The 22,660-nt window shown below is 72.7% G+C and carries 19 protein-coding genes; 9 read left to right on the top strand and 10 right to left on the bottom strand.

Translation table 11 applies throughout. The features are described from left to right. Positions 1-4: 4 nt before the first annotated feature. Positions 5-1,909 (bottom strand): alpha/beta hydrolase, encoded by a 1,905-nt coding sequence (locus VK501_RS19585; RefSeq protein WP_324340342.1) that lies wholly within the window; start codon positions 1,907-1,909, stop codon positions 5-7. A 56-nt stretch (positions 1,910-1,965) separates the two neighbouring features. Between VK501_RS19585 and VK501_RS19580 the strand changes: the two genes are divergently transcribed. Both VK501_RS19580 and ilvA read left to right on the top strand, forming a co-directional pair. Continuing rightward, on the top strand, positions 1,966-2,358 hold the full coding sequence (locus VK501_RS19580; RefSeq protein ID WP_324340340.1) for a Rid family detoxifying hydrolase: 393 nt from the start codon (positions 1,966-1,968) through the stop codon (positions 2,356-2,358). Positions 2,359-2,365: 7 nt separating this feature from the next. Continuing rightward, the gene (gene ilvA, locus VK501_RS19575) at positions 2,366-3,610 is read left to right on the top strand and encodes a threonine ammonia-lyase (RefSeq protein ID WP_324340338.1); all 1,245 of its coding nucleotides are present in this window, start codon (positions 2,366-2,368) and stop codon (positions 3,608-3,610) included. Positions 3,611-3,729: 119 nt separating this feature from the next. Here the strand turns inward: ilvA and VK501_RS19570 are convergent, their stop codons facing one another. Further along, complete coding sequence (locus VK501_RS19570; protein ID WP_324340336.1) at positions 3,730-4,212, bottom strand: hypothetical protein; 483 nt, start codon at positions 4,210-4,212, stop codon at positions 3,730-3,732. 53 nt (positions 4,213-4,265) lie between these two features. On the opposite strand from VK501_RS19570, the gene VK501_RS19565 reads away from it, so the two are divergent. Then, positions 4,266-5,483: a ParB/RepB/Spo0J family partition protein gene (locus VK501_RS19565; protein WP_324340334.1), complete on the top strand. Its 1,218-nt coding sequence runs from the start codon at positions 4,266-4,268 to the stop codon at positions 5,481-5,483. 14 nt (positions 5,484-5,497) lie between these two features. On the opposite strand, the gene VK501_RS19560 is transcribed toward VK501_RS19565, so the two are convergent. From VK501_RS19560 to VK501_RS19550, 3 genes are read right to left on the bottom strand one after another with little or no spacing between them, the layout of a single operon-like run. Then, complete coding sequence (locus VK501_RS19560; protein ID WP_324340333.1) at positions 5,498-6,253, bottom strand: SDR family oxidoreductase; 756 nt, start codon at positions 6,251-6,253, stop codon at positions 5,498-5,500. Next, positions 6,254-7,624, bottom strand: a complete 1,371-nt coding sequence (locus VK501_RS19555) for an aldehyde dehydrogenase family protein (protein WP_324340331.1) — start codon at positions 7,622-7,624, stop codon at positions 6,254-6,256. Between the two features lie 3 nt (positions 7,625-7,627). Then, positions 7,628-9,262, bottom strand: a complete 1,635-nt coding sequence (locus VK501_RS19550; protein ID WP_324340330.1) for an amino acid permease — start codon at positions 9,260-9,262, stop codon at positions 7,628-7,630. A 134-nt stretch (positions 9,263-9,396) separates the two neighbouring features. Here VK501_RS19550 and VK501_RS19545 point away from each other — a divergent pair, with 134 nt between their 5' ends. Beyond that, positions 9,397-11,265: a potassium/proton antiporter gene (locus VK501_RS19545; protein WP_324340328.1), complete on the top strand. Its 1,869-nt coding sequence runs from the start codon at positions 9,397-9,399 to the stop codon at positions 11,263-11,265. A 15-nt stretch (positions 11,266-11,280) separates the two neighbouring features. Beyond that, a complete protein-coding gene (locus VK501_RS19540; RefSeq protein ID WP_324340326.1) occupies positions 11,281-12,036 on the top strand; it encodes a class I SAM-dependent methyltransferase in 756 nt (251 codons plus the stop codon). Positions 12,037-12,120: 84 nt separating this feature from the next. Here the strand turns inward: VK501_RS19540 and VK501_RS19535 are convergent, their stop codons facing one another. Beyond that, entirely contained in the window at positions 12,121-13,104 is a 984-nt protein-coding gene (locus tag VK501_RS19535) for a zinc-binding dehydrogenase (RefSeq protein ID WP_324340324.1), read from the bottom strand. Positions 13,105-13,167: 63 nt separating this feature from the next. On the opposite strand from VK501_RS19535, the gene VK501_RS19530 reads away from it, so the two are divergent. Then, entirely contained in the window at positions 13,168-13,650 is a 483-nt protein-coding gene (locus VK501_RS19530; RefSeq protein ID WP_324340322.1) for a nuclear transport factor 2 family protein, read from the top strand. Positions 13,651-13,670: 20 nt separating this feature from the next. On the opposite strand, the gene VK501_RS19525 is transcribed toward VK501_RS19530, so the two are convergent. Further along, a complete protein-coding gene (locus tag VK501_RS19525; RefSeq protein WP_324340320.1) occupies positions 13,671-14,402 on the bottom strand; it encodes a FadR/GntR family transcriptional regulator in 732 nt (243 codons plus the stop codon). Beyond that, positions 14,403-15,764 (bottom strand): glutamine synthetase family protein, encoded by a 1,362-nt coding sequence (locus tag VK501_RS19520; RefSeq protein ID WP_349261039.1) that lies wholly within the window; start codon positions 15,762-15,764, stop codon positions 14,403-14,405. 46 nt (positions 15,765-15,810) lie between these two features. Between VK501_RS19520 and VK501_RS19515 the strand changes: the two genes are divergently transcribed. From VK501_RS19515 to VK501_RS19505, 3 genes are read left to right on the top strand one after another with little or no spacing between them, the layout of a single operon-like run. After that, on the top strand, positions 15,811-16,722 hold the full coding sequence (locus tag VK501_RS19515) for a phosphotransferase (protein ID WP_324340316.1): 912 nt from the start codon (positions 15,811-15,813) through the stop codon (positions 16,720-16,722). Further along, a complete protein-coding gene (locus VK501_RS19510) occupies positions 16,706-19,168 on the top strand; it encodes a GcvT family protein (protein ID WP_324340314.1) in 2,463 nt (820 codons plus the stop codon). The genes VK501_RS19515 and VK501_RS19510 overlap by 17 nt, the downstream gene beginning before the upstream one ends. Positions 19,169-19,170: 2 nt before the next feature. Continuing rightward, entirely contained in the window at positions 19,171-20,559 is a 1,389-nt protein-coding gene (locus VK501_RS19505; RefSeq protein WP_324340313.1) for an aspartate aminotransferase family protein, read from the top strand. A gap of 130 nt (positions 20,560-20,689) precedes the next feature. Here VK501_RS19505 and VK501_RS19500 read toward each other — a convergent pair whose 3' ends face one another. Next, positions 20,690-21,172 carry a hypothetical protein gene (locus VK501_RS19500; RefSeq protein ID WP_324340311.1) on the bottom strand — a complete coding sequence of 161 codons (483 nt, stop codon included), beginning with the start codon at positions 21,170-21,172 and terminating at the stop codon, positions 20,690-20,692. A 30-nt stretch (positions 21,173-21,202) separates the two neighbouring features. Further along, positions 21,203-22,651: an acyl-CoA synthetase gene (locus tag VK501_RS19495; protein WP_324340309.1), complete on the bottom strand. Its 1,449-nt coding sequence runs from the start codon at positions 22,649-22,651 to the stop codon at positions 21,203-21,205. Positions 22,652-22,660: the final 9 nt, after the last annotated feature.

Genomic DNA, 22,660 nt, shown 5'->3' with positions numbered 1-22,660 from the left:
GGGCTCAGCGACCGAGGTTCGGGCGCGCCAGCACCTCGGCGACCGTCGGCAGCGTGGAGCGGCGCGCGCTCGGAGCGGCGACGCTCACCTTGTGCCCGCCGAGGCGACCGCTCACCGCGCCGCTGGCCGACAGCGTCAGCGTCCCGCTGGCCGCGCCGCCGCCGCGGATGGTGACCCTGGCGGTGCGGCTCGTGGACACCGTGCCGCTGACCAGGACGTCCTTGACGTACTGGTAGCGGGTGAGGCGGAAGCTGCCGCTCGTGTTGACCGTGGCGTTGCCGCCGCGCAGGCCGGCGACGTGGTTGGGCAGCGTGTCGAGCGCGATGGCGTCGCCGATGATCTGGCGCGTCGCGTCGGCCACCGTGCCCTGCGCCGCGACGATCGTGCGCTTGGTCTTGTCCTTGATGCCGATCGTGCCCAGCGACGTGGGCGGGCGCGGCGTCGGCGCGAACGGGTTGGTGCCCTGCGCGCATGCGGTGGGCGTTCCGCCGGCGAAGAAGGTCGCGAGCGCGCCCTTGGTGCAGGCGCTGTCGGTCGTGGCGTCGGAGCTCACGGTCGAGTGGCCGGTGAACGGCACCTGCACGATGGTGGCGCCGGGAATGCGCGTGCCGATCTGCGCGGCGTCCTCGTACGGGGTGCGCAGGTCCATCTGACCGTCGAGCACGAGCGTGCGGACCGGGGGCAGCGGTGTCGACGCGGCGGGCGCGGGGGACGCGTCGGGCCACCCGAGGCAGAACGGGATCGGGCCGCCCTGGACCGCGGCGGCGGGGGAGAACGGGCCGAGCTGGTCGCGCGGGATCGCCTGGGCGGCGGTCGTGATCTCCTGCGCGCGCTGGTCGGCGCCGGCCGTGCGCGTCCAGGCGAACGGCGCCTCCTCGCACGTGGTCGCCAGGAACAGCGCGTCGCTGTTGTCGGAGCCCGAGGACTGCAGGCCGGTGGTCAGGCCCTCGGAGCGGACGCTGAGGCGCAGGATCGGCGACAGGTCGCCGCGCAGCGCGGCGCGCATCGAGCCGGGCAGCTCGGCGCGCAGCGTCGGGTTGAGGTCGCCGGCGAGCAGGATGTCGACGAGGCCGGTCTGGTCCATGCGGAAGCGGACGCGCTCCCCGGAGCTCAGCGTCACCTTGCCGTTCAGCGAGTGCTGGCGCAGCTTCGCGGCGAGCTTGGCGAGATCGCCCTTGACGTCGCCGGTCGCGTCCTTGCAGGCGCTCTTGGCGCACAGGTTGCTCAGCACGCGGGGGGCGTTGGAGAGCGACGAGCGCTGGAACGGATCCGGCCCCTCGGGCAGCACGACGCTGTCGAGCACGAGCGCCTCGACGTTGCCCGGGTAGGCCGCCGCGTAGTCCTCGGCGACCTTCGTCCCGTAGCTGACGCCGAAGAGCACGAGCTTGCTGTAGCCGCCGGCGATGCGCAGCGCCTCGACGTCCTGGACGCTGTCGGCCGTGCGGTAGAAGCCGCGGCGGGCGCCGAGCTCGCTCGCGCAGTCAGACGCCGCTTTGAAGACCGTCGTGTTCTTGCTCAGCGCGGCGCAGTCCAGCGCCCCGGAGGAGCCCGTGCCGCGCTGGTCGTAGATCAGGAGGTCGCGGTTGGCGATGGCCGGCGCGAGGATCTCGGCGAAGGACTTCGACAGCGGCAGCGCCGCCTGGCCCGGTCCCCCGGCGAGCGGGACGACCGCCGTGGCGCTCGGGTTCGACGCCGCGGGGACGCGCGAGACCGCCAGCGAGACGGTGCCCGGCGTCGCCCCGGTGCGGTCCAGGGGGACGTCGACCGTGGAGCATTCGAAGCCCGCCGTGGGGCACGGGGCCCACGGGATCGCCGCCACAGCGGATCCGGTGCAGACGCCTGAGGCGATCAGCAGGAGTGCGACCGGAAGGATGAGCCGGACCGGGGACGAGAGGCGGCGGGCGAGCATGTGGGCGCGGACGGTAGCGTCCGTACGCAAGACAAGTCGAAGGAGAACCGCTCACGATGTCATCCGATCGCCAGGCCATCACCGCTGACGCCGCCCCCGCGGCCGTCGGTCCCTACAGCCACGCCGTCCGCTCCGGCAACCTGTTGTTCCTCTCGGGGCAGACGCCGCTGGATCCGGCCGCCGGCAAGCTGGTCGAAGGCAGCGTGGGAGACCAGACGCGCCAGTGCCTGAAGAACCTCCAGGCGGTCTGCGCGGCCGCCGGCGCGTCGCTGGACAGCGCGGTCCGATGCGGGATCTACGTCACCGACATGGCCACCTTCGCCGAGGTCAACGAGGTCTACGCGACGTTCTTCAGCGATCCCCAGCCGGCGCGGTCGACGATCGGCGTCGCCTCCCTGCCGCTCGGCGCGCAGGTCGAGATCGACGCCATCGTCGCGCTGGCGGACTGAGGCGGTCATGGCCGGGCAGGTGGGCACGGGGTCCGCGGTCACCGCGCAGGACGTCGCCCGCGCTCGGGACGCGATCGGCGACGTCGCCCGCCACACGCCGGTGCTGACGTCAGCGACGCTCAGCGAGCACTGCGGCAGCGACGTGGTCCTGAAGGCCGAGTCGCTGCAGCGCACCGGCGCGTTCAAGATCCGCGGCGCGCTGAACAAGCTCGCGGCGCTCGGTGACGGCTGCACGGCGGGCGTCGTGTGCGGCAGCGCCGGCAACCACGCTCAGGCGCTCGCCCTGGCGGCGCGGGAGCGTGGCGTGCCGTGCGAGGTGTTCATGCCGGAGGGCGCGCCGATCGCCAAGGTCGAGGCGACCGCAGCGCTGGGCGCGCAGGTCGTGATCGTCGGCGCGACGGTCGACGACTGCATCGTTGCCGCCCGCGCCCGTGCCGCCGAGGCCGGCCTGGCGTTCGTCCATCCCTTCGACGACCCCGACATCGTCGCCGGCCAGGGGACGCTCGGCCTCGAGCTGCTGGACGACCTGCCCGACCTGGCGACCGTGATCGTGCCCGTGGGCGGCGGCGGGCTGGCCAGCGGCATCGCGATCGCGGTGAAGTCCGCACGGCCCGACGTGCGCGTCGTCGGCGTGCAGGTCGAGACGGTCGCGGCCTACCCGGCGTCGCTGAAGGCCGGACGGCCGATCGAGGTGGAGGCGTCGCTGACGATCGCCGACGGCATCGCCGTCAAGCGGCCGGGCGAGCTGACGCTGCCGCTCGTCGGCCAGTGGCTGGACGAGATCGTCGTCGTCTCCGAGGACGAGGTCGCCGCCGCCATGGTGCTCTTGATGGAGAAGGCCAAGCTCGTGGTCGAGGGCGCCGGCGCGGTCGGCGTCGCGGCGCTGCTGGGCGGCCACGCCCGGGCCGCCGAGCACGGGACGACCTGCGTCGTGCTCAGCGGCGGCAACGTCGACGCGGGGCTGCTGGCGACGATCGCCCGCCGCCACGAGACCGAGAGCGGCCGGCGCATGGTGCTGCTGACGCGCGTGCCGGACCGGCCCGGCGCGCTGGCCAGGCTGCTGGACTGCGTCGCCGGCGCGGGCGCCAACATCGTCGAGGTGTCGCATCTGCGCGAGGGCATCGACCTGCACGTCCGCGAGACGGGCGTGCAACTGACGATCGAGACGCGCTCGCGCGAGCACGCCGACGCCGTCGTCGCCGCGGTCGCGGCCGCCGGATACGGCGTCTCGCGCTACCCCAGCCTCGGGTAGGAGACTGTGTCGCTGTCGCGACTGGGGACCCACCTCCGGCGGCGACGGCTGGCCGTCGTGGGCCTCGGCCTCGCTGGCCGCCTACGGCACCCCTAGCCCGCGGCGCCAGGGCGATCAGCTCAGTTCAGCGCCTGACGCGCCGCCGCGCGACGGTGGTACTCGACGCCCTCGCGCTGGTGCTCGGCGCGGACGACGAGCTCGGCGAGCCGCTCCTTGGGCAGCGGGAGGTCCTCGACCTCTCCCAGCGCCAGCCACAGAAGGCGCTTGCCCTCGATCCCCATCGACAGCGTCTCCAGCTCGATGAGGGGCGTCAGCGGCGACCGGCCGCGGATCTCGCCGTTGAGCTTGAGGCGGCCCGCCTTCTCGGCCGCCCAGGCGACGGCGACCTTGGCCTTGTCGTGGCCGACGCCGAGCTGGTCCATGAGGTCGTCGAGGACCTGCCGGTCCTCGGCGATGTCGTCGCGCAGCTCGGTCAGGAACGAGCCGAGCGCGGTGCCCTCGTGCTCACCGGCGGCGCGCTTGACCAGCTCCAGTCCGCCGGTGGACCCGGCGAGGTGGTCGTTGAGGTAGATCGCGAGGTACTTCGTGGACGTTGCGGGCATGTTGGACGGGGTACCCACCATCCGCCGCGCGATGTGCTTGCATCCTGCGGCTCATGTCACAGGTCGACAAGCTCCAGGACGCCGAAGAACACGTCGGGCAGATGCGCGAGGAGGCGGCCCGCGCCGCCCGGGAGGAGCGCGAGGCCGATCTGCGCAAGGCGCCCCTCTCCGACACGGCCTCCAAGACGCACACGCTGGTCAGCGCACCGCTCGCGCACGTGCGCACGATGGTCAACATGCGCACCGGCGCGCTGCCCGATCTGCACGAGCTGGCCGTCTCGATCAAGGAGACCGGGCTGCTGCACCCGCCGCTCGTGCGCGCGACCGGCGAGGACGGCGTGCCGTACGAGCTGCTCGCCGGGCGGCGGCGCTTCAGCGCGATGACGCTCCTCGACGAGGCCGAGGGCGCCCGCGAGGACTGGCGCTTCACGCTCGTGGACGGCATCTCCAAGCGCGAGGCGCTGACGATGCAGTTCGCCGAGAACTTCCACCAGAACAAGCCCGAGCCGGTGCAGTTCGCGCGCGCCGCCCGGGCGATCATGAGCGAGGATCCCGAGCTGACCGCCGCCGACGTCTCGCGCCTGGTCGGTGCCCCGATGGCGTGGACGCGCAAGGCGCTGCGCCTGCTCGACCTGCCCGAGTCGGTCGTCGAGCGCGTCGAGCAGGGCGACCTGTCGTTCACGGTCGCCGACGTGGTGCGCCGCGGGATCGCCCGTGGCGACGTGTCAGCCGAGCAGGCGGAGGCGCTCGTCGAGCAGCACGCGTCGGGTGAGATCACCGGCGGGGCGCTGAAGCTGGGCGTCGGCTACGTGCCGCCCAAGCCCAAGGACTACGAGGAGCAGGCGCGCAAGCTCGACGAGGCCCGCTGGGCCGCCGAGCGGGCGGGCAAGGACGGCGGCGACGCCGCCCAGCGCGACTGGGACTCGCGCGCCGGCGGCGACAACGGCTCGCAGGGCGGACCGATCCGCTCCGGGGGCGACATCACGCCGGCACCGCGCATCGTCGCGTCGGTCGGCGGGCCCGGGGCCGAGCCGATCGAGCTCGACGTCGCCGACCTCGACGCCTACGTGCTCGGCCTCGTGCTGTCGCGCGTGGCGACCGCCGAGCACCGCTCCCACCTCGGCGTCGAGGGCGGCCACGAAGCGGCGCAGGACTACGCCTTCTCGCTGCACCCCGACCGGCGCCTCGAGGTCCTGCGGGCGCTGTCGGCCGAGATGCTCTCGGCCGACCCGGTGCCGCCCAAGGCGCTGCGGTCGGTGCTGGCCGCCTAGGGGACCTGCGGGCGCTACTCCGGCGTGACGTACGCGCCGGAGAGGCCGCCGTCGATGAGGAACGTCGAGGCCGTCATGAACGACGACTCGTCGGAGGCCAGGAAGAGGACCCCGTTGGCGATCTCCTCCGCCGTGCCGAAGCGGCCCATCGGGACGTGGACGAGGCGGCGCGCGGCGCGGTCGGGATCCTTGGCGAAGAGCTCGCGCAGCAGCGGCGTGTCGACCGGGCCGGGGCAGAGCGCGTTGACCCGCACGCCGCGGCGGGCGAACTCGACGCCGAGCTCGCGCGACATCGACAGCACGCCGCCCTTGGACGCGGTGTAGGAGATCTGCGACGTCGCGGCGCCCATGACCGCGACGAACGACGCGGTGTTGATGACCGAGCCGCGGCTGGGCGGGTCGTTGTCGAGAAGGTGGGGGATGCCGTGCTTGCAGCACAGGAAGACCGACTTGAGGTTGACGTCCTGCACGCGCTGCCAGGCCTCGAACGTCGTCTCCAGCACGGAGGTGTCGTCGTCGGGCGAGATGCCGGCGTTGTTGAACAGGATGTCGATGCGCCCGAAGCGCTCCGACACCTGCGTGTACATCTGCTGGACCGCGAGCTCCTCGGTCACGTCGACCGACAGGGCGAGGTCGCCGGGCGCGCCGTCCAGGAGGTCGACCCCGACCACCTTCGCGCCCTCGCGCTGGAAGGCCTCGACGGTCGCGGCGCCGATGCCCCCGGCGGCTCCGGTGACGACCGCCACCTTGCCCTCGAGACGACCCGGCACTCAGTTCCCTTCCGTTGCGTAGTAGATGGTCTTGACCTCGGTGTAGGCGTCGGTGGCGTGCGGGCCCAGCTCGCGGCCGTAGCCGGACTGCTTGAAGCCCCCGAACGGCGTCGTGACGCGCACCGAGCTGTTGGAGTTGATGGACAGGTTGCCGCTCTCCAGCGCCCGGGCGACGCGCAGCCCCTTCGCGCCGTCCCGGGTCCACACGGAGCCGGAGAGCCCGTAGATGGTGTCGTTGGCCAGTTCAACGGCGTGGGCCTCGTCGTCGAAGGGCACGACGACCGCGACCGGGCCGAAGATCTCCTCGCGCACGGCCCGGTGGTCGCCGGGCACGGGGCAGAGGACCGTCGGCGGGAACCAGAAGCCCGGGCCGTCCGGCACCTCGCCGCGGATCGCGACCTCGGCGTCGCCGTCGACGAACGACGCGACGGTCGCGCGCTGGCCCGCGGAGATCAGCGGGCCCATCGCGGTCGACTCGTCCAGCGGATCGCCGACCTTGATGGCCTTGACCGCGCCCTCCAGGTGCCCGAGGAACTCGTCGACCACGCCGCGCTGCACGAGGATGCGCGAGCGCGCGCAGCAGTCCTGGCCGGCGTTGTCGAACACCGCGCCGGGCGCCGCGCGCGCGGCCGCCTCGACGTCGGCGTCGGCGAAGACGATGTTGGCCGACTTGCCGCCGAGCTCCAGCGTCACGCGCTTGATCGTCTGCGCAGCGCCGGCGGCGATCGACTTGCCGACCTCGGTGGAGCCGGTGAACGCGATCTTGGCGACGTCGGGGTGCGCGACGAGCCGCTCGCCGCACTCGCGGCCCGGGCCGGCGACGACGTTGACCACGCCCTCGGGCAACCCGGCCTCCAGCGCCAGCGCGGCGAAGCGCAGAGCCGTGAGCGGCGTCAGCTCGGCCGGCTTGAGCACCACGCAGTTGCCGGCGGCCAGCGCCGGCGCCATCTTCCAGCAGGCGATCGCCAGCGGGAAGTTCCACGGTGTGATGAGCCCGACGACGCCGAGCGGCTCGCGCACCGTGAAGGCCAGGCCGCCGGCGACGGGGATCGTGTCGCCGAGCAGGCGCTCGGGCGCGGCCGCGTAGTAGCGGACCGTCTCGATCGCCATGCCGATCTCGCCCCGCGCGGACGCGATCGGCTTGCCCGCGTTGCGGGCCTCGAGGACCGACAGCTCCTCGTGGGCCTCCTCCATGACCGACACCAGCCGGCGCAGCAGCCGGGCGCGGTCGCCGGGAGCGACCGCGCGCCAGGCCGGGAACGCCGCCTTGGCCTTCGCGACGGCGGCGTCGACCTCGTCGACGCCGCCCCGCGCGATGGTCGCCAGGACCTGCTCGGTGGCCGGCTCCAGGACCTCGAGCGTTCCCGCCACCCGCTACGCCCCGGCGGGCGCCGTCGTGGGCGGCGGCCCGTCGGCCGGGAAGTCCCGCTCGCCGAGCTCGGCGTCCAGCTCGGCGATCGTGTGCCGCGGACCGGTGAACGTGTGCTTCGCGCTCACGAGCCACCAGATGCCGACCGCGGCGATCACGCCGCCCGTCACGAGCGGAGCGTAGTTCACGGCGTTCCAGTCGAACTCGTCGTTCCACGGCACGCCGGCGGGCGTCGTCGGCAGGATGAAGATCACCGTGATGATCGCCACCCAGACGGTCGAGAACAGGCACATCCACTTGTACTTGTTGCCGAGGTTCCACGGGCCCGGCTCGAACGCGTCGCCCATCCTCCAGCGCAGGAAGATCGGGATCACGTAGGCGATGTAGAGCCCGATCACGGCGATCGAGACGACGGCGTAGAACGCGACGGGCACGCCGCTCGCGTTGGGGAAGTAGGCCGGCACCGTGATGATCGCGGCCCAGAACGCCATGAACAGCACGGCGTTCTGCGGCACCCGCTTGGTGTTGACCTTGCTCCAGATCCGCCATCCGGGCACTGCGCCGTCGCGGCTGAAGGCGTAGCACATACGCGAGGCGCTGGTGAGGCACGCCGCGCCGCAGAACAGCTGGCCGACGGTGGAGATCACCAGGATGACCTTCAGCCAACCGGTGCTCAGCGCCTGGTCGAGGATGGCCACCGAGACGAACTCGCCACCCGCCGCCGCCTTGTTGATCGCGTCGACGTTCGTCGCGGCGAACGTGATCGCCAGCAGCACCAGCCAGCCGAAGATCGCCGAGTAGAAGATCGAGCGCCACACGCCCTTGGCCGCCGCGTCGGACGCCCCGTGCGTCTCCTCGGAGATGTGCGCGCAGGAGTCGAAGCCGGTGATCGTGTACTGGGTAAGCAGGAACCCGAGCGGCAGGACGTAGAACCAGAACATCGCGGTGCCGGTGCCACCGGCGGAGAAGCCCGAGTTGTTGAAGCGCTCGGTGAAGACGAAGTTCGCGCTCGCGTGGTGGTCGGGCACGAAGATCAGCACGAGCAGGATCACGGCCACGCCGGCGACGTGCCACCAGACCGAGATGCCGTTGATCCGCGCTACGAGGTGGCTGCCCGCGATGTTCACGAGCGCGTGGAACCCGAGCACGATGAGGAACAGCCAGAACGTCCCGGAGAGGAAGTCGCCCGAGACGCCGTTGAACAGGTTGAAGTCGAACGCGCCGAGCGTGAGGTTCAGGAACGTCGCGGCGCCGTAGTCCACCGAGGCGGTGACGGCGACCAGGCCGATGAGGTTGAACCACCCGGTGAACCAGCCCCAGCCGGCGCCCCCGAGCTTGGAGGCCCACCAGTAGATGCCGCCGGCGGTCGGGTAGGCCGACACCAGCTCCGACATGCAGAAGCCGATGATCAGGATCGGGATCGAGATCAGCGGCCAGCCCCACGAGATCGCGATCGGGCCGCCGTTGTTCCACGCCTGGCCGTAGGTCGTGAAGCAGCCGGCCAGGATCGAGATGATGGTGAACGAGATCGCGAAGTTCTGGAACCCGCTCCAGGTGCGACTCAGCTCCTGCTTGTAGCCCAGCTCAGCCAGTCGCTGCTCGTCGCTCGGGGCGACGACTGCGGCATCCACGTTAGCCATGCTCGCGCTTCCTCCAGGAAAGGTGTGGTGAACCGTCCTTAGGGCCGGCGGCGCGAATCTACGCCCGGTCTCGGACGGAAGTCAAGTGCCGATCGCCACGACCTTGGTCAAAAGGTATGTGCCATGGTGTCCAGGTGCACGACGGCGAGCGGATCCTCATCGTGGGTGCGCTCCTGTCGGCCGGCCTGCTCGCATCGCTGCTGGCCTCGCGGGTGCGCGTCCCTGGGCTGGTCCTGTTCCTCGGCGTCGGCATGGCCGTCGGCAGCGACGGCGCGGGGTGGATCGACTTCAACGACTACAACCTCGCGCGCACCGTCGGCATCGTCGCGCTGGCGCTCATCCTCTTCGAGGGCGGCCTGGCGGCCGGCTTCCCGGAGATCCGCCCGGTGCTCGGCCCGTCGCTGACGCTCGCGGTGCTCGGCACGCTGGCGACCGCCGCGATCACCGGGCTGGCTGCGGCGTGGCTGTTCGACTTCAGCACCACGGAGGGCCTGCTCGTCGGCGCGATCGTGGCCGGCACCGACGGCGCCGCGATCTTCGCGCTGCTGCGCGGATCGACCCTGCGCCGGCGGCTGGCGCGCACGCTCGAGGGCGAGTCGGGCATGAACGACCCCATCGCCGTGCTGCTCGTCCTGGGCTTCATCGAGAAGCTCATGCACCCCGACTACGGCCTGGCCGACTTCGTCTGGCTGTTCGTGCGCCAGATCTCGATCGGCGCGGCCGTCGGCATCGGCGTCGGCTACCTGTTCACGTTCGCGCTGCGCGAGGCGCGCCTGGCCACCGCGGGCCTGTACCCGGTCGCGACGCTGGCGTCCGTGGCCCTCGCCTACGGCGCCGCCGACACGATCCACGGCTCCGGCTTCCTCGCCGTGTACCTCGCCGGGCTCATGCTGGGATCGGCCGCCATCCCCGCGAAGCAGACCATCGCGACCTTCCACGAGGGCATGGCGTGGGTCGCGCAGCTGTCGATGTTCCTGGTGCTCGGGCTGCTGGTGTTCCCGGGCGACCTGCTGGGCGTCGCGTTCGAGGGCACGGTGCTCGCGCTGGTGCTCGTGCTCGTCGCCCGGCCGCTCGCGACGGTGCTCTGCACCGCGCCGTTCCGGTTCTCGGCCGCCGAGCAGGTCGTGCTCGGCTGGGCCGGCCTGCGCGGGGCGGTCCCGGTCGTGCTGGCGACGTTCCCGGTGATCGACGGCATCCCGCGCAGCCACGAGTTCTTCAACATCGTGTTCTTCGTGGTTCTGCTGTCCACCATCGTGCAGGGCACGACGTTCGAACCGCTGGCCCGCCGGCTCGGCGTCACGACCGAGGACCCGGCGCTGCCGCGGCCCCTGGCCGAGTCGGGCACGATCCGCCGCCTCGGCGCCGAGGTGCTGGAGTTCCCCGTGGTCGAGGACGACGCCATCGTCGGGCTCGCCGTCCGCGACCTCGGCCTCCCGCGCGAGGCGGTCGTCAACGTCATCGTGCGCGCCGGGCAGGCGATCCCGCCGCGCGGCTCCACGCGCGTCGTCGCCGGCGACCGGCTGCACGTGCTCTACCGCGAGGAGGCCTCGCGCCAGCTCGTGTCGCTGACGAGCTCGTGGCGCTCGGGCCCCATCGGACCCCGCGCGCGGCCGCCGCGTGAGATGCGCAGCCGCTCGTCGGTCTTCACCGCGCGCCCGTGGACCGACGGCGACGGCGACGCCACCCGTCCGGCGGCCGTCTCCGGCCAGGCGGTGATCGACCTCCTGCGGCTGCGCCGCGACGCGCCGGGCAGCCTCGTCGTCCTGGCCGACGGCCGTTACGCGGTCTGCGGCGCGGTGCTCGTGGTGGGCGCGCGGCGCCAGGTGACCGAGTGGGTGGAGCGGCGGATGCACCAGGCCGGCGAGGCCGAGCGAGCATGGCTGCGGACCGTGCTGGGCGCGGTGGCGACCGACATGGTGGAGATCGCGCAGCCGTCGCGACCGGGCTCGCGGGGCGGGGTTCCGTCGGAGCCCGGCGGGGCGCCTGGCGCGGCGTCTGCCTGACACACTCCGGCGCGCATGGCGAAACTCGAAGCCGACCAGCTGCGGGAGTTCTACGAGCAGTGCTACACGCCGGGCGTCGACGGCGACAAGTACCGCGCGTGGCGCCATCTGGGCGCGGTGGGCAAGGCCGACCACGTGGTCGACCTCGTCGCTCGGGCGGGGCTGCCCGCGCCGCGGACGGTCGCCGAGGTCGGCTGTGGCGACGGGGCGGTGCTCGGCGAGCTGGGCCGCCGCGGCTTCGGCGGCCACCGCACGGGGTTCGAGATCTCCGCCGCGGGCGTGAAGCTGACGGCCGAGCGCGAGGAGGTCGACGAGGCGCACGTCTTCGACGGCGAGCACCTGCCGGTCGCCGACGACGCCTACGACGTGGTCTTCGCCACGCACGTGCTCGAGCACGTGCCGGATCCCGTGCCGCTGACGCGCGAGCTGCTGCGCGTCGGGCGCGCGGTGATCGTCGAGGTCCCGCTGGAGGCCAACCTGAGCGCCCGGCGTCCCGCCGCGCGGGCGGCCTCCGAGGGCGTCGGGCACCTGCACCGCTTCGACCGTGCCGCGATCCGCCGGCTGGTGACCGGCGCGGGGTGGACGGTCGCCGCCGAGCTCGTCGACCCGCTGCCGCGCGAGGTCCATCTCTTCGACGCCGCCGCGGGCGCCGCGCGCGCCAAGGGTTACGCGAAGTGGGCGCTGCGCGCGGCCGCCGCGGGCGTGCCGGCCGTGGGCGAGCGGCTCGTGACGCTGCACTTCGCGCTGCTGGCGACCCCGCCGGCCCGCTAGGAGCGTGGGTCCCTAATCCGCCGCGGGTTTCGCCCCCTGGGCGAACACCCGCAAGGGAACCTGGCCCTCTGGGCCAGTGTTCCCCTACGGCGCCAGGACCACCTTCCCGACGGTGGCGCGGGTCTCGAGCGCTCGGTGGGCGCCGGCCGCCTCGGCCAGCGCGAACGTCTGGTCCACCACGGGCACCAGCTCGCCGGACGTGACCGCCGCCAGCGCGGCGTCCTCCAGACCGCGGATGCCGCCCGGCCGCTGGAGGATCCGCGCGCCCAGCGAGCCGATCGCGGTGATGCCGCGCCCGGCGATGTCCATCGAGCTCATCGGCGTCGGCTCGCCCGACGACCAGCCGAAGAGCAGCAGCCGGCCGCCGGCGCCGAGGAGCTCCATCGCACCGCGGCCCACCGTGCCGCCGACGCTGTCGAAGGCCACCGACGCCGGGTTGCCGTCCAGCGCGTCGCGCACCTGCTCGGGCCACGCCGGGTCGGTGTAGTCGACGGCGACGGTCGCGCCGAGCTCGCGCGCCCGCGCGACCTTCTCGGGGCCGCCGGCCAGCGCGACCACCTCGGCGCCCGCGCGCAGCGCCGCCTGGACCAGCAGCGTCCCGATCCCGCCGGCGGCGGCGGTCACGACGACCGTGTCCTCGGCGGTCAGCTCCGCCAGCTCGAGGATGCCCATGGCCGTGCGGCCGGTGCCGATCATGGCGACCGCGGCCTCGGCGCCGACGTGGTCTGCCACCTCGTGCAGCGAGGCGGCGCCCACGACCGCGCGCTCGGCGTAGCCGCCGCCGGCCATGCCGAGGTGGGCGACGGCGCGCCGGCCGATCCAGCCGGCGTCGATGCCGTCGCCCACGGCCTCGACGGTGCCGGCGACCTCGCGGCCCGGGATCGTCGGCAGCTCGGGCAGCGGGAAGGGCCCGCCGGAGCGTCCGCTGCGGATGGCGGTGTCGATCAGGTGGACGCCGGAGGCCGCGACGGCGATCCGGACCTGGCCGGCGCCGGGCTCCGGCGCGGCGATCTCCTCGTAGCGCAGGTTCTCGGCGGGACCGAACTCGTGAAGGCGGATGGCGTGCATGGCGCGCCATGCAACACCTTCAAGTGGGGTTGAAGTCAAGGGCTCAGGTAGCGTCGCGCCACCATGGCCCACCCGAACGCCGAGCTCATCCAGCGCTTCTACGCCGCGTTCGACGCGGGCGACGGGGCGACGATGGCGGCCGCCTACGCGCCGGACGCGCGGTTCTCGGACCCGGTCTTCACCGACCTGCGCGACGACGAGCCGGGCGCCATGTGGCGGATGCTCACCGGACGCGCGCAGGACCTGCAGGTGCAGCTCGTCGAGCACGAGGCCGGCGACGAGCGGGGCACCGCCCACTGGCTGGCCGACTACACGTTCGCGGCCACCGGCCGCCGGGTGCACAACGACGTCCACGCCGCGTTGACCTTCCGCGACGGCCTGATCGCCGAGCACCGCGACCGCTTCGCGTTCCACGGCTGGGCGCGCCAGGCACTCGGACCGGCCGGGCTACTGCTGGGCTGGACGCCGATGCTGCAGGGCAAGGTCCGCGGCCAGGCACGGGCCGGGCTGGACGCGTTCCGCGAGCAGGAGCGCGCCGCGACCTGAACGCCCGCGCCGCCGAAGGGCTACTTGCCGGCGCCGGGCAGCAGCCCGGCGAGGACGTGCTCGGTCCCGCGCAGGTGCTCGGCCATGACGCGGACGGCCGCGTCGGCGTCGCGGGCGCGGATGCGCGAGAGCAGCTGCGCGTGCTGCGCGTTGGCGTGCCCGAGGATCTCGGGCGGGTGCGCGATGTAGGAGATGAGGTCGGTCATCGCGCCCTGCGCCTCGGTCGCCAGCGCCACCAGGCGCGGGCTGTGCGTCGCCTCGGCGAGGCCGATGTGGAAGCGGACGTCGGCCTGGCGGTAGCCCGCGAAGTCCTCCGACAGGTCCTCCATCGCGACCACGAGGTCGTCCAGCGCCGCGATCTCGTCGGACAGCGCCCGGTCGGCGGCCAGCGCCGCGATGCCGAGCTCCACGCCCAGGCGCACGTCGCACGCGTCGCGCCAGCTCGCCAGCAGCTCGCGCGTCGGCGGGTCGGCGGGCGGCGGCCGCTGGGCGACGAACGTCCCGCCGCCGCGTCCGCGCACCGCATGCAGGTGACCGCTCTGGGCGAGCGCGGTCAGCGCCTGGCGCAGCGTCGAGCGCGAGATCGCCAGCCGCGTGCACAGCTCCCGCTCGGCCGGCAGGCGGGCGCCCGGCTCCAGCAGCCCGAGCTTGATCGCGGTCCCGAGCCGCTCCAGCGTCTCCTCGAACGCCGTCTGGGAGCGCACGGGCGCGAAGACCGTCTCGAAGGACGGCAGGTCGGTGGAGGTGCTCATCTACAGGCGCTCGAATCCGCGCACGCGCTCCCAATCGGTGACGGATGAATCGTATGCGGCCAGCTCGACGTCAGCCATGTTCACGTAGTGCGCGACGACGTCCTCGCCCAGCGCGGCGCGGGCGATCTCGCTCCCGGCGAACAGGTCGCGGGCCTCGCGCAGCGTCGTGGGGACGTGCTCGACGTCCTGCGCGGCGTAGGCGTTGCCCTCGCAGGCGGGCCCGAGCTCCAGCCCCTGGTCGACGCCGTGCAGGCCGGCGGTGATGAGCGCCGACAGCGCCAGATACGGGTTGACGTCGCCGCCCGGCAACCGGCACTCGAAGCGCTTGCCCGGCCCGTGGCCGACCACGCGGAAGGCGCAGGTGCGGTTGTCGTTGCCCCACGCGACGGCCGTCGGCGCGAACGAGCCGGCGGCGAAGCGCTTGTAGGAGTTGACGTTCGGCGCCAGCAGCAGCGTCAGCTCGCGCAGGCCGGCGAGGCCGCCGGCGATGAACGAGCGGAAGAGCGCGTCGTCGTCGACGAAGACGTTGGCCCCGGAGATGGCGTCGGCCAGCGAGAGGTGCAGGTGGCACGAGTTGCCCTCGCGGGCGTCGTACTTGGCCATGAACGTGATCGATCGGCCCTCCTGGGCGGCGATCTCCTTGGCGCCGTTCTTGAAGACGACGTGCCGGTCGGCGGTCGTCAGCGCGTCGGCGTAGTGGAAGTTGATCTCGTGCTGGCCGTCGTTGCACTCGCCCTTGGAGTCCTCGACGCGCATGCCGGCCCCGGTCATCGCGTTGCGGATCCGGCGGATCAGCGGCTCGACCCGCGTCGTGCCCAGGATCGAGTAGTCGACGTTGTACCGGTTGGCCGGCGTCAGCCCGACGTAGCCCTTGTCCCACGCCTGCTCGTAGGTGTCTTCGAACACGATGAACTCCAGCTCGGAGCCGGCGTTGGCGATCCAGCCGCGCTCGGCCAGTCGGGCGAGCTGCCCACGGAGGACCTGGCGGGGCGAGGCGACGACGTCGCTGCCGTCCTGCCACTTGAGGTCCACCAGGCACAGCGCGGTGCCCTCCAGCCATGGGATCCGCTGCAGCGTGTGGAGGTCGGGCTCCATGACGAAGTCGCCGTAGCCGCGCTCCCACGACGACATGGCGTAGCCGTCGACCGTGTTCATCTCCACGTCCACGGCCAGCAGGTAGTTGCAGGCCTCCGCGCCGTGGGCGACGACCTCGTCCACGAAGAAGCCGGCGTGCATCCGCTTGCCCTGGAGCCTCCCCTGCATGTCGGTCAGGCACAGCAGGACCGTGTCGATGGATCCGTCGTCCACCTGAGAGCGCAGCTCTTCGAGCGTCATCGGGCGAAGGTATATGCACTGCACCATTGACCGCAAACCCCGATCGGCTCTAGGGTCGCCGCCCAGGGGATCCATGGTGCCGTCGCCCGCCGTCATCGAGGCAGTGCAAGCGCAGCTGGGGCCGCTGCGCGACGGGCCTGTGCCGTTGGACGGCGGGATCACCAACCACAACTTCCGCGCCCGCTTCGCCGACCACGACGTCGTGCTGCGGATCGCCGGCCGGCAGACCGACCTGCTGGGGATCGACCGCGACGCCGAGCGCCTGGCGACGGCCGCGGCCTCCGATCTCGGCATCGCGCCGCCGGTGCTGCTGTTCCTGCCCGAGCACGGCTGCCTCGTCACGACGTTCGTGCCGGGCACGCCGATCCCCGACCCCCAGCTGCGCGAGCCGCCGGCGCTGGAGGCGGTCGCCCGTGCGCTGCGGGCGTTCCACGAGCACGCTCCGGCGCTGCCGACGACGTTCGACGTCCCGCGCATCGCGCGCGGCTATCTGACGCTGGCGCGCGACCGCGGCGGGGCGGTGCCCGCCGCCGCCTGGGACGCCGCGCAGCTCGCCGAGCGCATCGCGGCGGCGCTGACCGGTCCCGAGCACGTGCCGGTCCCGTGCCACGACGACCTGCTCGGCGCCAACATCCTCTGCCACGAGGCCGACATCTGGATCGTGGACTGGGAGTACGCGGGGATGGGCGACCGCTACTTCGACCTGGGCAACCTGTCCATCAACAACGGCTTCGTCGACGCCGACGACGAGCGGCTGCTGGCGGCCTACTGGGACGAGCCGTGCACCGAGCGGCGCTTCGCGGCGCTGCGGCTGATGCGCTCGATGTCCGACGTGCGCGAGGCGCTCTGGGGCGTCGTGCAGCAGACGATCAGCGACCTGGACTTCGACTTCGCCGCCTACGCCGACCGGCACTTGCGCCGGCTGCGGGCGACGGTCGCCGACCCTCGATTCGAGAGGTGGCTGCTCGATGCCGCGTCCCCGTGAGCTCCCCGACCGTGCCCGCGTCGTCATCATCGGCGGCGGGGTCGGCGGCACGTCGATCGCCCACCACCTCGCCGGCCTGGGCGAGTCCGACGTCCTGCTCGTGGACCGCGACGAGCTGACCAGCGGCTCGACGTTCCACTCCGCTGGGCTCGTCGGCCAGCTGCGCTCGTCGGTGTCGCTGACGACCATGATGATGTACTCGGTCGAGCTCTACCGGTCGCTGGACTGCGGCTGGGTCGAGTGCGGTGGGATCCGGCTGGCCTGCACGCCCGAGCGCCAGGAGGAGGTCCACCGCCAGGTCGCCTGGGCCCGCACGTTCGGGCTGCCGCTGGAGCTGCTCAGCGCGCAGGAGGCGCAGGAGCGCTTCCCGCTCATGGTCACCGACGGCGTCCGCGTCGCGTCCTACCTGCCGACCGACGGCTACCTCGACCCGTCGCAGCTGACCTACGCGTTGGCCGCGGGCGCACGCGAGGGCGGCGTGAACATCGCCACGCACACGCGCGTGACCGGGATCGACGTGGTCGACGGCCGGGTACGCGCGGTCGACACGGAGTGGGGCCGCGTCGACTGCGAGGTCTGCGTCATCGCCGGCGGGATGTACGCCGCGGAGCTGGGCCGCCTGGCCGGCGTTCGCGTGCCGGTCGTCCCGATGGCCCACGAGTACCTCGTCACCCAGCCGTTCCGGGACCGCCCCGACCCCGACGATCACCTCCCGACGCTGCGCGACCCCGACCACCTCATCTACTTCCGCGAGGAGGGCGGGGGGCTGGTCATGGGCGGCTACGAGCGCAACAGCGCGCCGTGGTCGCTGGACGAGCACCTGGTCGATCGCATCCCCTACGACTTCAACGGCCAGCTGCTGGAGGAGGACTGGCCGCGCTTCGAGGAGATCGCCGAGGCCTCGAAGGCGCGCGTGCCGGCCATGGAGGACGTCAAGGTCACCAAGCTGATCAACGGCCCGGAGGCGTTCACCCCCGACAACGAGTTCTGCCTGGGGGAGACGGAGGTCGACGGCCTCTTCGTCGCCGCCGGGTTCTGCGCGCACGGCCTCGCCGGCGCGGGCGGCATCGGCAAGGTCATGGCGGAGTGGATCGTCGCCGGCGAGCCGCAGATGGACCTGTGGCAGATGGACATCCGGCGCTTCGGGCCGCAGTACCGCTCGCCCGCCTACACGCTGAAGCGCACCAAGGAGGTCTACGAGACCTACTACGACCTGCACTACCCGGGCGAGGAGCGCCAGGCCGGCCGGCCGCTGAAGGTGTCGTCGAACTACGAGTGGCATCGGGACCACGGCGCGGCGTTCGGCGAGAAGTCCGGCTGGGAGCGGGTCAACTGGTATGACGTCAACGCGGCCGGCGGCGACGCCGCGCTGCGTCCGCGGGGCTGGGCCGGCAAGCACTGGTCGCCGGCCATCGGCGCCGAGCATCGCGCCGCCCGCGAGCGCGCCGCGCTCTTCGACGAGTCCTCGTTCGCCAAGCTGGAGGTCGTCGGGCCGGGGGCGGCGGAGTTCCTGGAGTCGCTGTGCGACAACCGCGTCGCCCGCGACGTCGGGCGCATCACCTACACGCAGATGCTCAACTCGCGCGGCGGGATCGAGTGCGACTTCACGGTCACGCGGCTGACCCAGGACGCCTTCCAGATCGTCACCGGGACCGCGTTCGGCCAGCACGACCTGACGTGGATCAAGCGCCACGCCCCGAGCGACGGGGCGGTGCGCGTGATCGACACCACGTCGCGGTGGGCGTGCTTCGCGCTGTGGGGCCCGCGGGCGCCGGACGTGCTCGGCCCGCTGACCCCCGACGCGCTCGACTTCCCCTACATGTCGATGCGCGAGATCACCGTGGGCGACGTGCCGGTGCGGGCGCTGCGGGTGACGTTCGCCGGCGAGCTCGGCTGGGAGATGTACTGCCCGACGGAGTACGGCGCCGGGCTCTGGCGCGCGCTCTGGGAGGCGGGGCGACCGCACGGTCTGGCCGCCGCGGGGTATCGCGCGATCGACTCGCTGCGGCTGGAGAAGGGCTACCGCGTCTGGGGCGCCGACATCACGCCGGACGACTCTCCGCACGAGGCCGGCCTGTCGTTCTGCGTGCGCGACGACAAGGACTTCCTCGGCGCCGCCGCGCTGCGCGAGCGCCCGGTCGCCCGGCGCCTGGCGTGCATCGTGCTCGACGATCCGCGCTCGGTCGCGCTGGGCAACGAGCCGGTCGCGGTGGGCGGCGACGTCGTGGGCCGCGTGACCTCCGGCGGCTACGGCTACACGGTGCAGGCGTCGATCGCCTACGCCTATCTGCCGCCGCAGCACGCCGAACCGGGCACGGAGGTCGCCATCGACGTCTTCGGGCAGTGGATCGGGGGTCGCGTGAGCGCCGAGCCGTTGTACGACCCGGCGGGTGAGCGCGTCAAGGGCGTACAGACGGGAGCAGCCTCCGCCTCTACCCTGGGCTGATCATGGCTGCCAACGCTGACACCATCACGATCGACCGCGCCCGGATCGCCGAGCTCACCGAGCGTGAGACCGAGCGCCTCAACGAGGCCACGAAGGGCAGCGGCCAGATGTACCGCCGCGCCAACCAGCACCTCGCCTCCGGCGTCGCCTCCTCCTACCAGGTGCGCGAGCCGTGGCCGATCTACCTCCACCGCGGCGCCGGCCCGAAGGTCTGGGACGTCGACGGCAACGAGATGTGGGACTTCCACAACGGCTTCGGCTCGATGGTCCAGGGCCATGCGCACCCGGCCATCGGCCACGCGATCCGCGAGCGCTACGAGCTCGGCACGCACTTCGCCGCGCCGACCGAGGACGCGATCGTCGTCGGCGACGAGCTGGCCCGCCGCTGGGGCCTGGCGAAGTGGCGCTACACGAACTCCGGCTCGGAGTCGACGATGGACGCCATCCGCATCGCTCGCGCCTTCACCGGCCGCGACGACGTCCTGAAGATCTTCGGGTCCTACCACGGCCACCACGACACGGTGATGGTGTCCATCGGCGTCGAGTACGACAAGATCGGCGACCACGACCACCCGGTCTCGCTGCCCTACGGCGGCGGCATCCCGCAGTCGACGGTCGACCACGTGTTCGCCGTGCACTTCAACGACGCGGAGTCGATGGAGCGCCGGATCGTCGAGCTCGAGAACGAGGGCCGCAAGCCGGCCTGCGTGATCATGGAGCCGGCGATGATGAACCTCGGCGTCGTGCTCCCCGAGCCCGGCTACCTCGAGGCCGTCCGCGCCATCACCGCACGCCACGGCATCGTCCTGATCTTCGACGAGGTCAAGACCGGCCTGACCGTCGCGCCGGGCGGCGCGACCGACAAGTACGGCGTCACGCCCGACATGGTCACGCTGGCCAAGGCGCTGGGCGGCGGCCTGCCGTCGGGCGCGATCGGCATGAACGCGGAGCTGGCCGCGGTCGTCGAGGACGGCACCGTCTACCAGGTGGGCACCTACAACGGCAACCCGCTCGGCATGGCCGCCACGCGCGCCAACCTGCTCGAGGTCCTCACGCCCGGGGCCTACGCGCACCTCGATCACCTCAACGACCGGCTGCTGTCGGGCTGCGAGGGCGTCATCGACAAGTACAACCTGCCCGGCTACGCGGTCGGCATCGGCTCCAAGGGCTGCGTGACGTTCGCGACCGAGAAGGTCGTCGACTACGAGACGTTCAAGTCCCAGCAGGACGCCGAGATCGCCGAGCTGGCGTGGTTGTACAACATGAACCGCGGCATCTTCATGACGCCGGGCCGCGAGGAGGAGTGGACGCTCTCGGTGACCCACACCGACGAGTCGGTCGACGCCTACATCTCGGTGTTCGACGAGATGGCGGGCGATCTGACGGCCTAGGGGAACACTGGCCCAGAGGGCCAGGTTCCCTTGCGGGTTTCGCCCAGAGGGCGAAACCCGCGGCGGGTCAGGGACCCACGCGCCTAGACGGCCGCCAGATCGCCCGTCCTGGATCCGCGTTGCGTGTGCCTCACGCGCGGCGGTGCATCTCCATCGTCCACTCCCAGTCCCACGTCGCGCCGCCGTCGTCGGAGACCGCCTGCTCCCAGCGGGCGTGGTCGGGGCTGAAGCGCGTCCAGCGGAACCGCACGTCCAGCGGCTCGCCGTGCTCGTCCTCGACGGTCTGGCGGAAGTCGCCCTCGTCGCCGTCCCACGCGCCGACCATCGGGCGCAGGTCGGGCGAGGAGTAGTTCGAGAGCCAGAGGATCGACCACTGGCCGGTGGCCGCGTCGTAGGCGCGCATCGTCATCGCCCGCACGTGGCCGCGGCCGGGGAAGTCGGGCGCGTCGTAGTCGCCGGTCTGGACGAGCCCGTCGACGTGCATCGCGACGCGGTCGGTGGAGGCGAACTCCTCCCAGACGCCGTCGGCGTTGCGGCGGCGGTTGACGATGTCCCACTCACCGGCGAGGAACGAGAAGTCGTTGGTGGCCGGCGGGCGTTCGGTGATGAGCATGGCGGGACCGTACCGGTCGACGAGCGGGACCTACTCGCCGCGCAGGAGCGCGCGGCGGACCTTGCCGGAGGTCGTCTTGGGGAGCTCGGCGAGGAACTCGACGATCCGCGGGTACTTGTAGGGCGCAGTCTGGGACTTGACGTGGTCCTGCAGCTCGCGGGCGAGGGCGTCGGACGGTGCGTGCTGGTCGCGCAGGACGACGAGCGCGCGGACGACCGAGCCGCGTTCGTCGTCGGGCGCGGCGACCACGGCGGCCTCCGCGACCGCGGGATGGGACACCAGCGCGGACTCCACCTCGAACGGGCCGATGCGGTAGCCCGCGGAGATGATGACGTCGTCGGTGCGGCCCTCGAAGAAGAGGTAGCCGTCGGCGTCCTGGTGCACGCGGTCGCCCGTGCGCCACGGCTGCGACGGATCCACCGGCTCGTCGCCGAGGTAGCCGAGGAAGAACGTCGGGACGGTGGCGGGATCGGCGACCAGCTCGCCGTCCTCGACCCGCAGGCTCACGCCGGGCAGGGCGCGGCCCATCGAGCCGGGGTGCGCCGGCTCGCCGTCGAGGTTGCCGGTGAGCTGGCCGGTCTCGGTCTGGCCGTAGCCGTCGCGGATCTGCACGCCGGTCGCCTCCTCCCAGGCGCGCAGCACCTCGGGGTTCAGCGCCTCGCCGGCGGCGACCAGCGCGCGAAGCTTCGGGAACCGCCGAAGCTCGACGTGCTTGGCGATCACGCGGTACTCGGTCGGCGCCATGCACAGCACGTCGACGCCTTCGCGCTCGAGGAGGTCGAGCCGCTCGGCGGGGTCGAAGCGCGCGTCGTGCAGCAGCGCGGCGGCGCACTGCAGCCACGGTGCGATGAAGACGTTGCGCGCCGACTTGCTCCAGCCGCTGGCCGCGGTGCACCACACGAGGTCGCCGGGGCGCGCGCCGAGCCAGTGCTCGGCCTGGGTGCGCTGGCCGTCGAGGTAGCGCTGGCCGTGCAGCACGGCCTTGGGCGCGCCGGCCGTCCCGCTGGTGAACGTGATCAGGCAGGGGTCCAGGGGGTCCAGGTCGGCGGGCGCCGGGACGGATCCCTCGGCGCCGACCGGCCAGTCCATGACGCCCGGCGCCCACACCGTGGGCCCGTCCCAGCCCGCCTCGGCGAGCACGGCCGCGTTGCGCTCGTCGGCCACGACCGCGACCGGGCGCGTGACGTCGAGCCGCAGCCGCAGGTCCTTGGCGCGCAGCTGCTCGGTGCACGGCAGCACGACGTAGCCCTGGCGGAAGCAGGTGACCATCGCCACGACCCAGTCGGGCCGGTTGCCCGCCAGCGTGAGGACGGTGTCGCCGCGGCGCACCCCGAGCGCGTGCAGCCGCGCGGCCATCGCGCGAGAAGCGCACGCGACCGCGCCGAACGTGTGCTCGCGGCGAGCGCCGTCGCGCGCGAGCTCGACCATCGCGAGCGCGTCAGCGGGGGCGACCTCGACCACATCACCGGCGAAGTTCATCGGCCGGGG

It is taken from the genome of Baekduia sp. (assembly GCF_035318805.1).
Classification (GTDB): Bacteria; Actinomycetota; Thermoleophilia; order Solirubrobacterales; family Solirubrobacteraceae; genus Baekduia.
This window is presented reverse-complemented; position numbering and strand designations above follow the sequence as displayed.

Coding starts and splice junctions, on each gene's coding strand:
- VK501_RS19585 (WP_324340342.1), bottom strand. CDS start 1,909: ATGCTCGCCCGCCGCCTCTCGTCCCCGGTCCGGCTCATCCTTCCGGTC.
- VK501_RS19580 (WP_324340340.1), top strand. CDS start 1,966: ATGTCATCCGATCGCCAGGCCATCACCGCTGACGCCGCCCCCGCGGCC.
- ilvA (WP_324340338.1), top strand. CDS start 2,366: ATGGCCGGGCAGGTGGGCACGGGGTCCGCGGTCACCGCGCAGGACGTC.
- VK501_RS19570 (WP_324340336.1), bottom strand. CDS start 4,212: ATGCCCGCAACGTCCACGAAGTACCTCGCGATCTACCTCAACGACCAC.
- VK501_RS19565 (WP_324340334.1), top strand. CDS start 4,266: ATGTCACAGGTCGACAAGCTCCAGGACGCCGAAGAACACGTCGGGCAG.
- VK501_RS19550 (WP_324340330.1), bottom strand. CDS start 9,262: ATGGCTAACGTGGATGCCGCAGTCGTCGCCCCGAGCGACGAGCAGCGA.
- VK501_RS19540 (WP_324340326.1), top strand. CDS start 11,281: ATGGCGAAACTCGAAGCCGACCAGCTGCGGGAGTTCTACGAGCAGTGC.
- VK501_RS19535 (WP_324340324.1), bottom strand. CDS start 13,104: ATGCACGCCATCCGCCTTCACGAGTTCGGTCCCGCCGAGAACCTGCGC.
- VK501_RS19530 (WP_324340322.1), top strand. CDS start 13,168: ATGGCCCACCCGAACGCCGAGCTCATCCAGCGCTTCTACGCCGCGTTC.
- VK501_RS19525 (WP_324340320.1), bottom strand. CDS start 14,402: ATGAGCACCTCCACCGACCTGCCGTCCTTCGAGACGGTCTTCGCGCCC.
- VK501_RS19520 (WP_349261039.1), bottom strand. CDS start 15,764: ATGGTGCAGTGCATATACCTTCGCCCGATGACGCTCGAAGAGCTGCGC.
- VK501_RS19515 (WP_324340316.1), top strand. CDS start 15,811: ATGGTGCCGTCGCCCGCCGTCATCGAGGCAGTGCAAGCGCAGCTGGGG.
- VK501_RS19510 (WP_324340314.1), top strand. CDS start 16,706: ATGCCGCGTCCCCGTGAGCTCCCCGACCGTGCCCGCGTCGTCATCATC.
- VK501_RS19505 (WP_324340313.1), top strand. CDS start 19,171: ATGGCTGCCAACGCTGACACCATCACGATCGACCGCGCCCGGATCGCC.
- VK501_RS19500 (WP_324340311.1), bottom strand. CDS start 21,172: ATGCTCATCACCGAACGCCCGCCGGCCACCAACGACTTCTCGTTCCTC.
- VK501_RS19495 (WP_324340309.1), bottom strand. CDS start 22,651: ATGAACTTCGCCGGTGATGTGGTCGAGGTCGCCCCCGCTGACGCGCTC.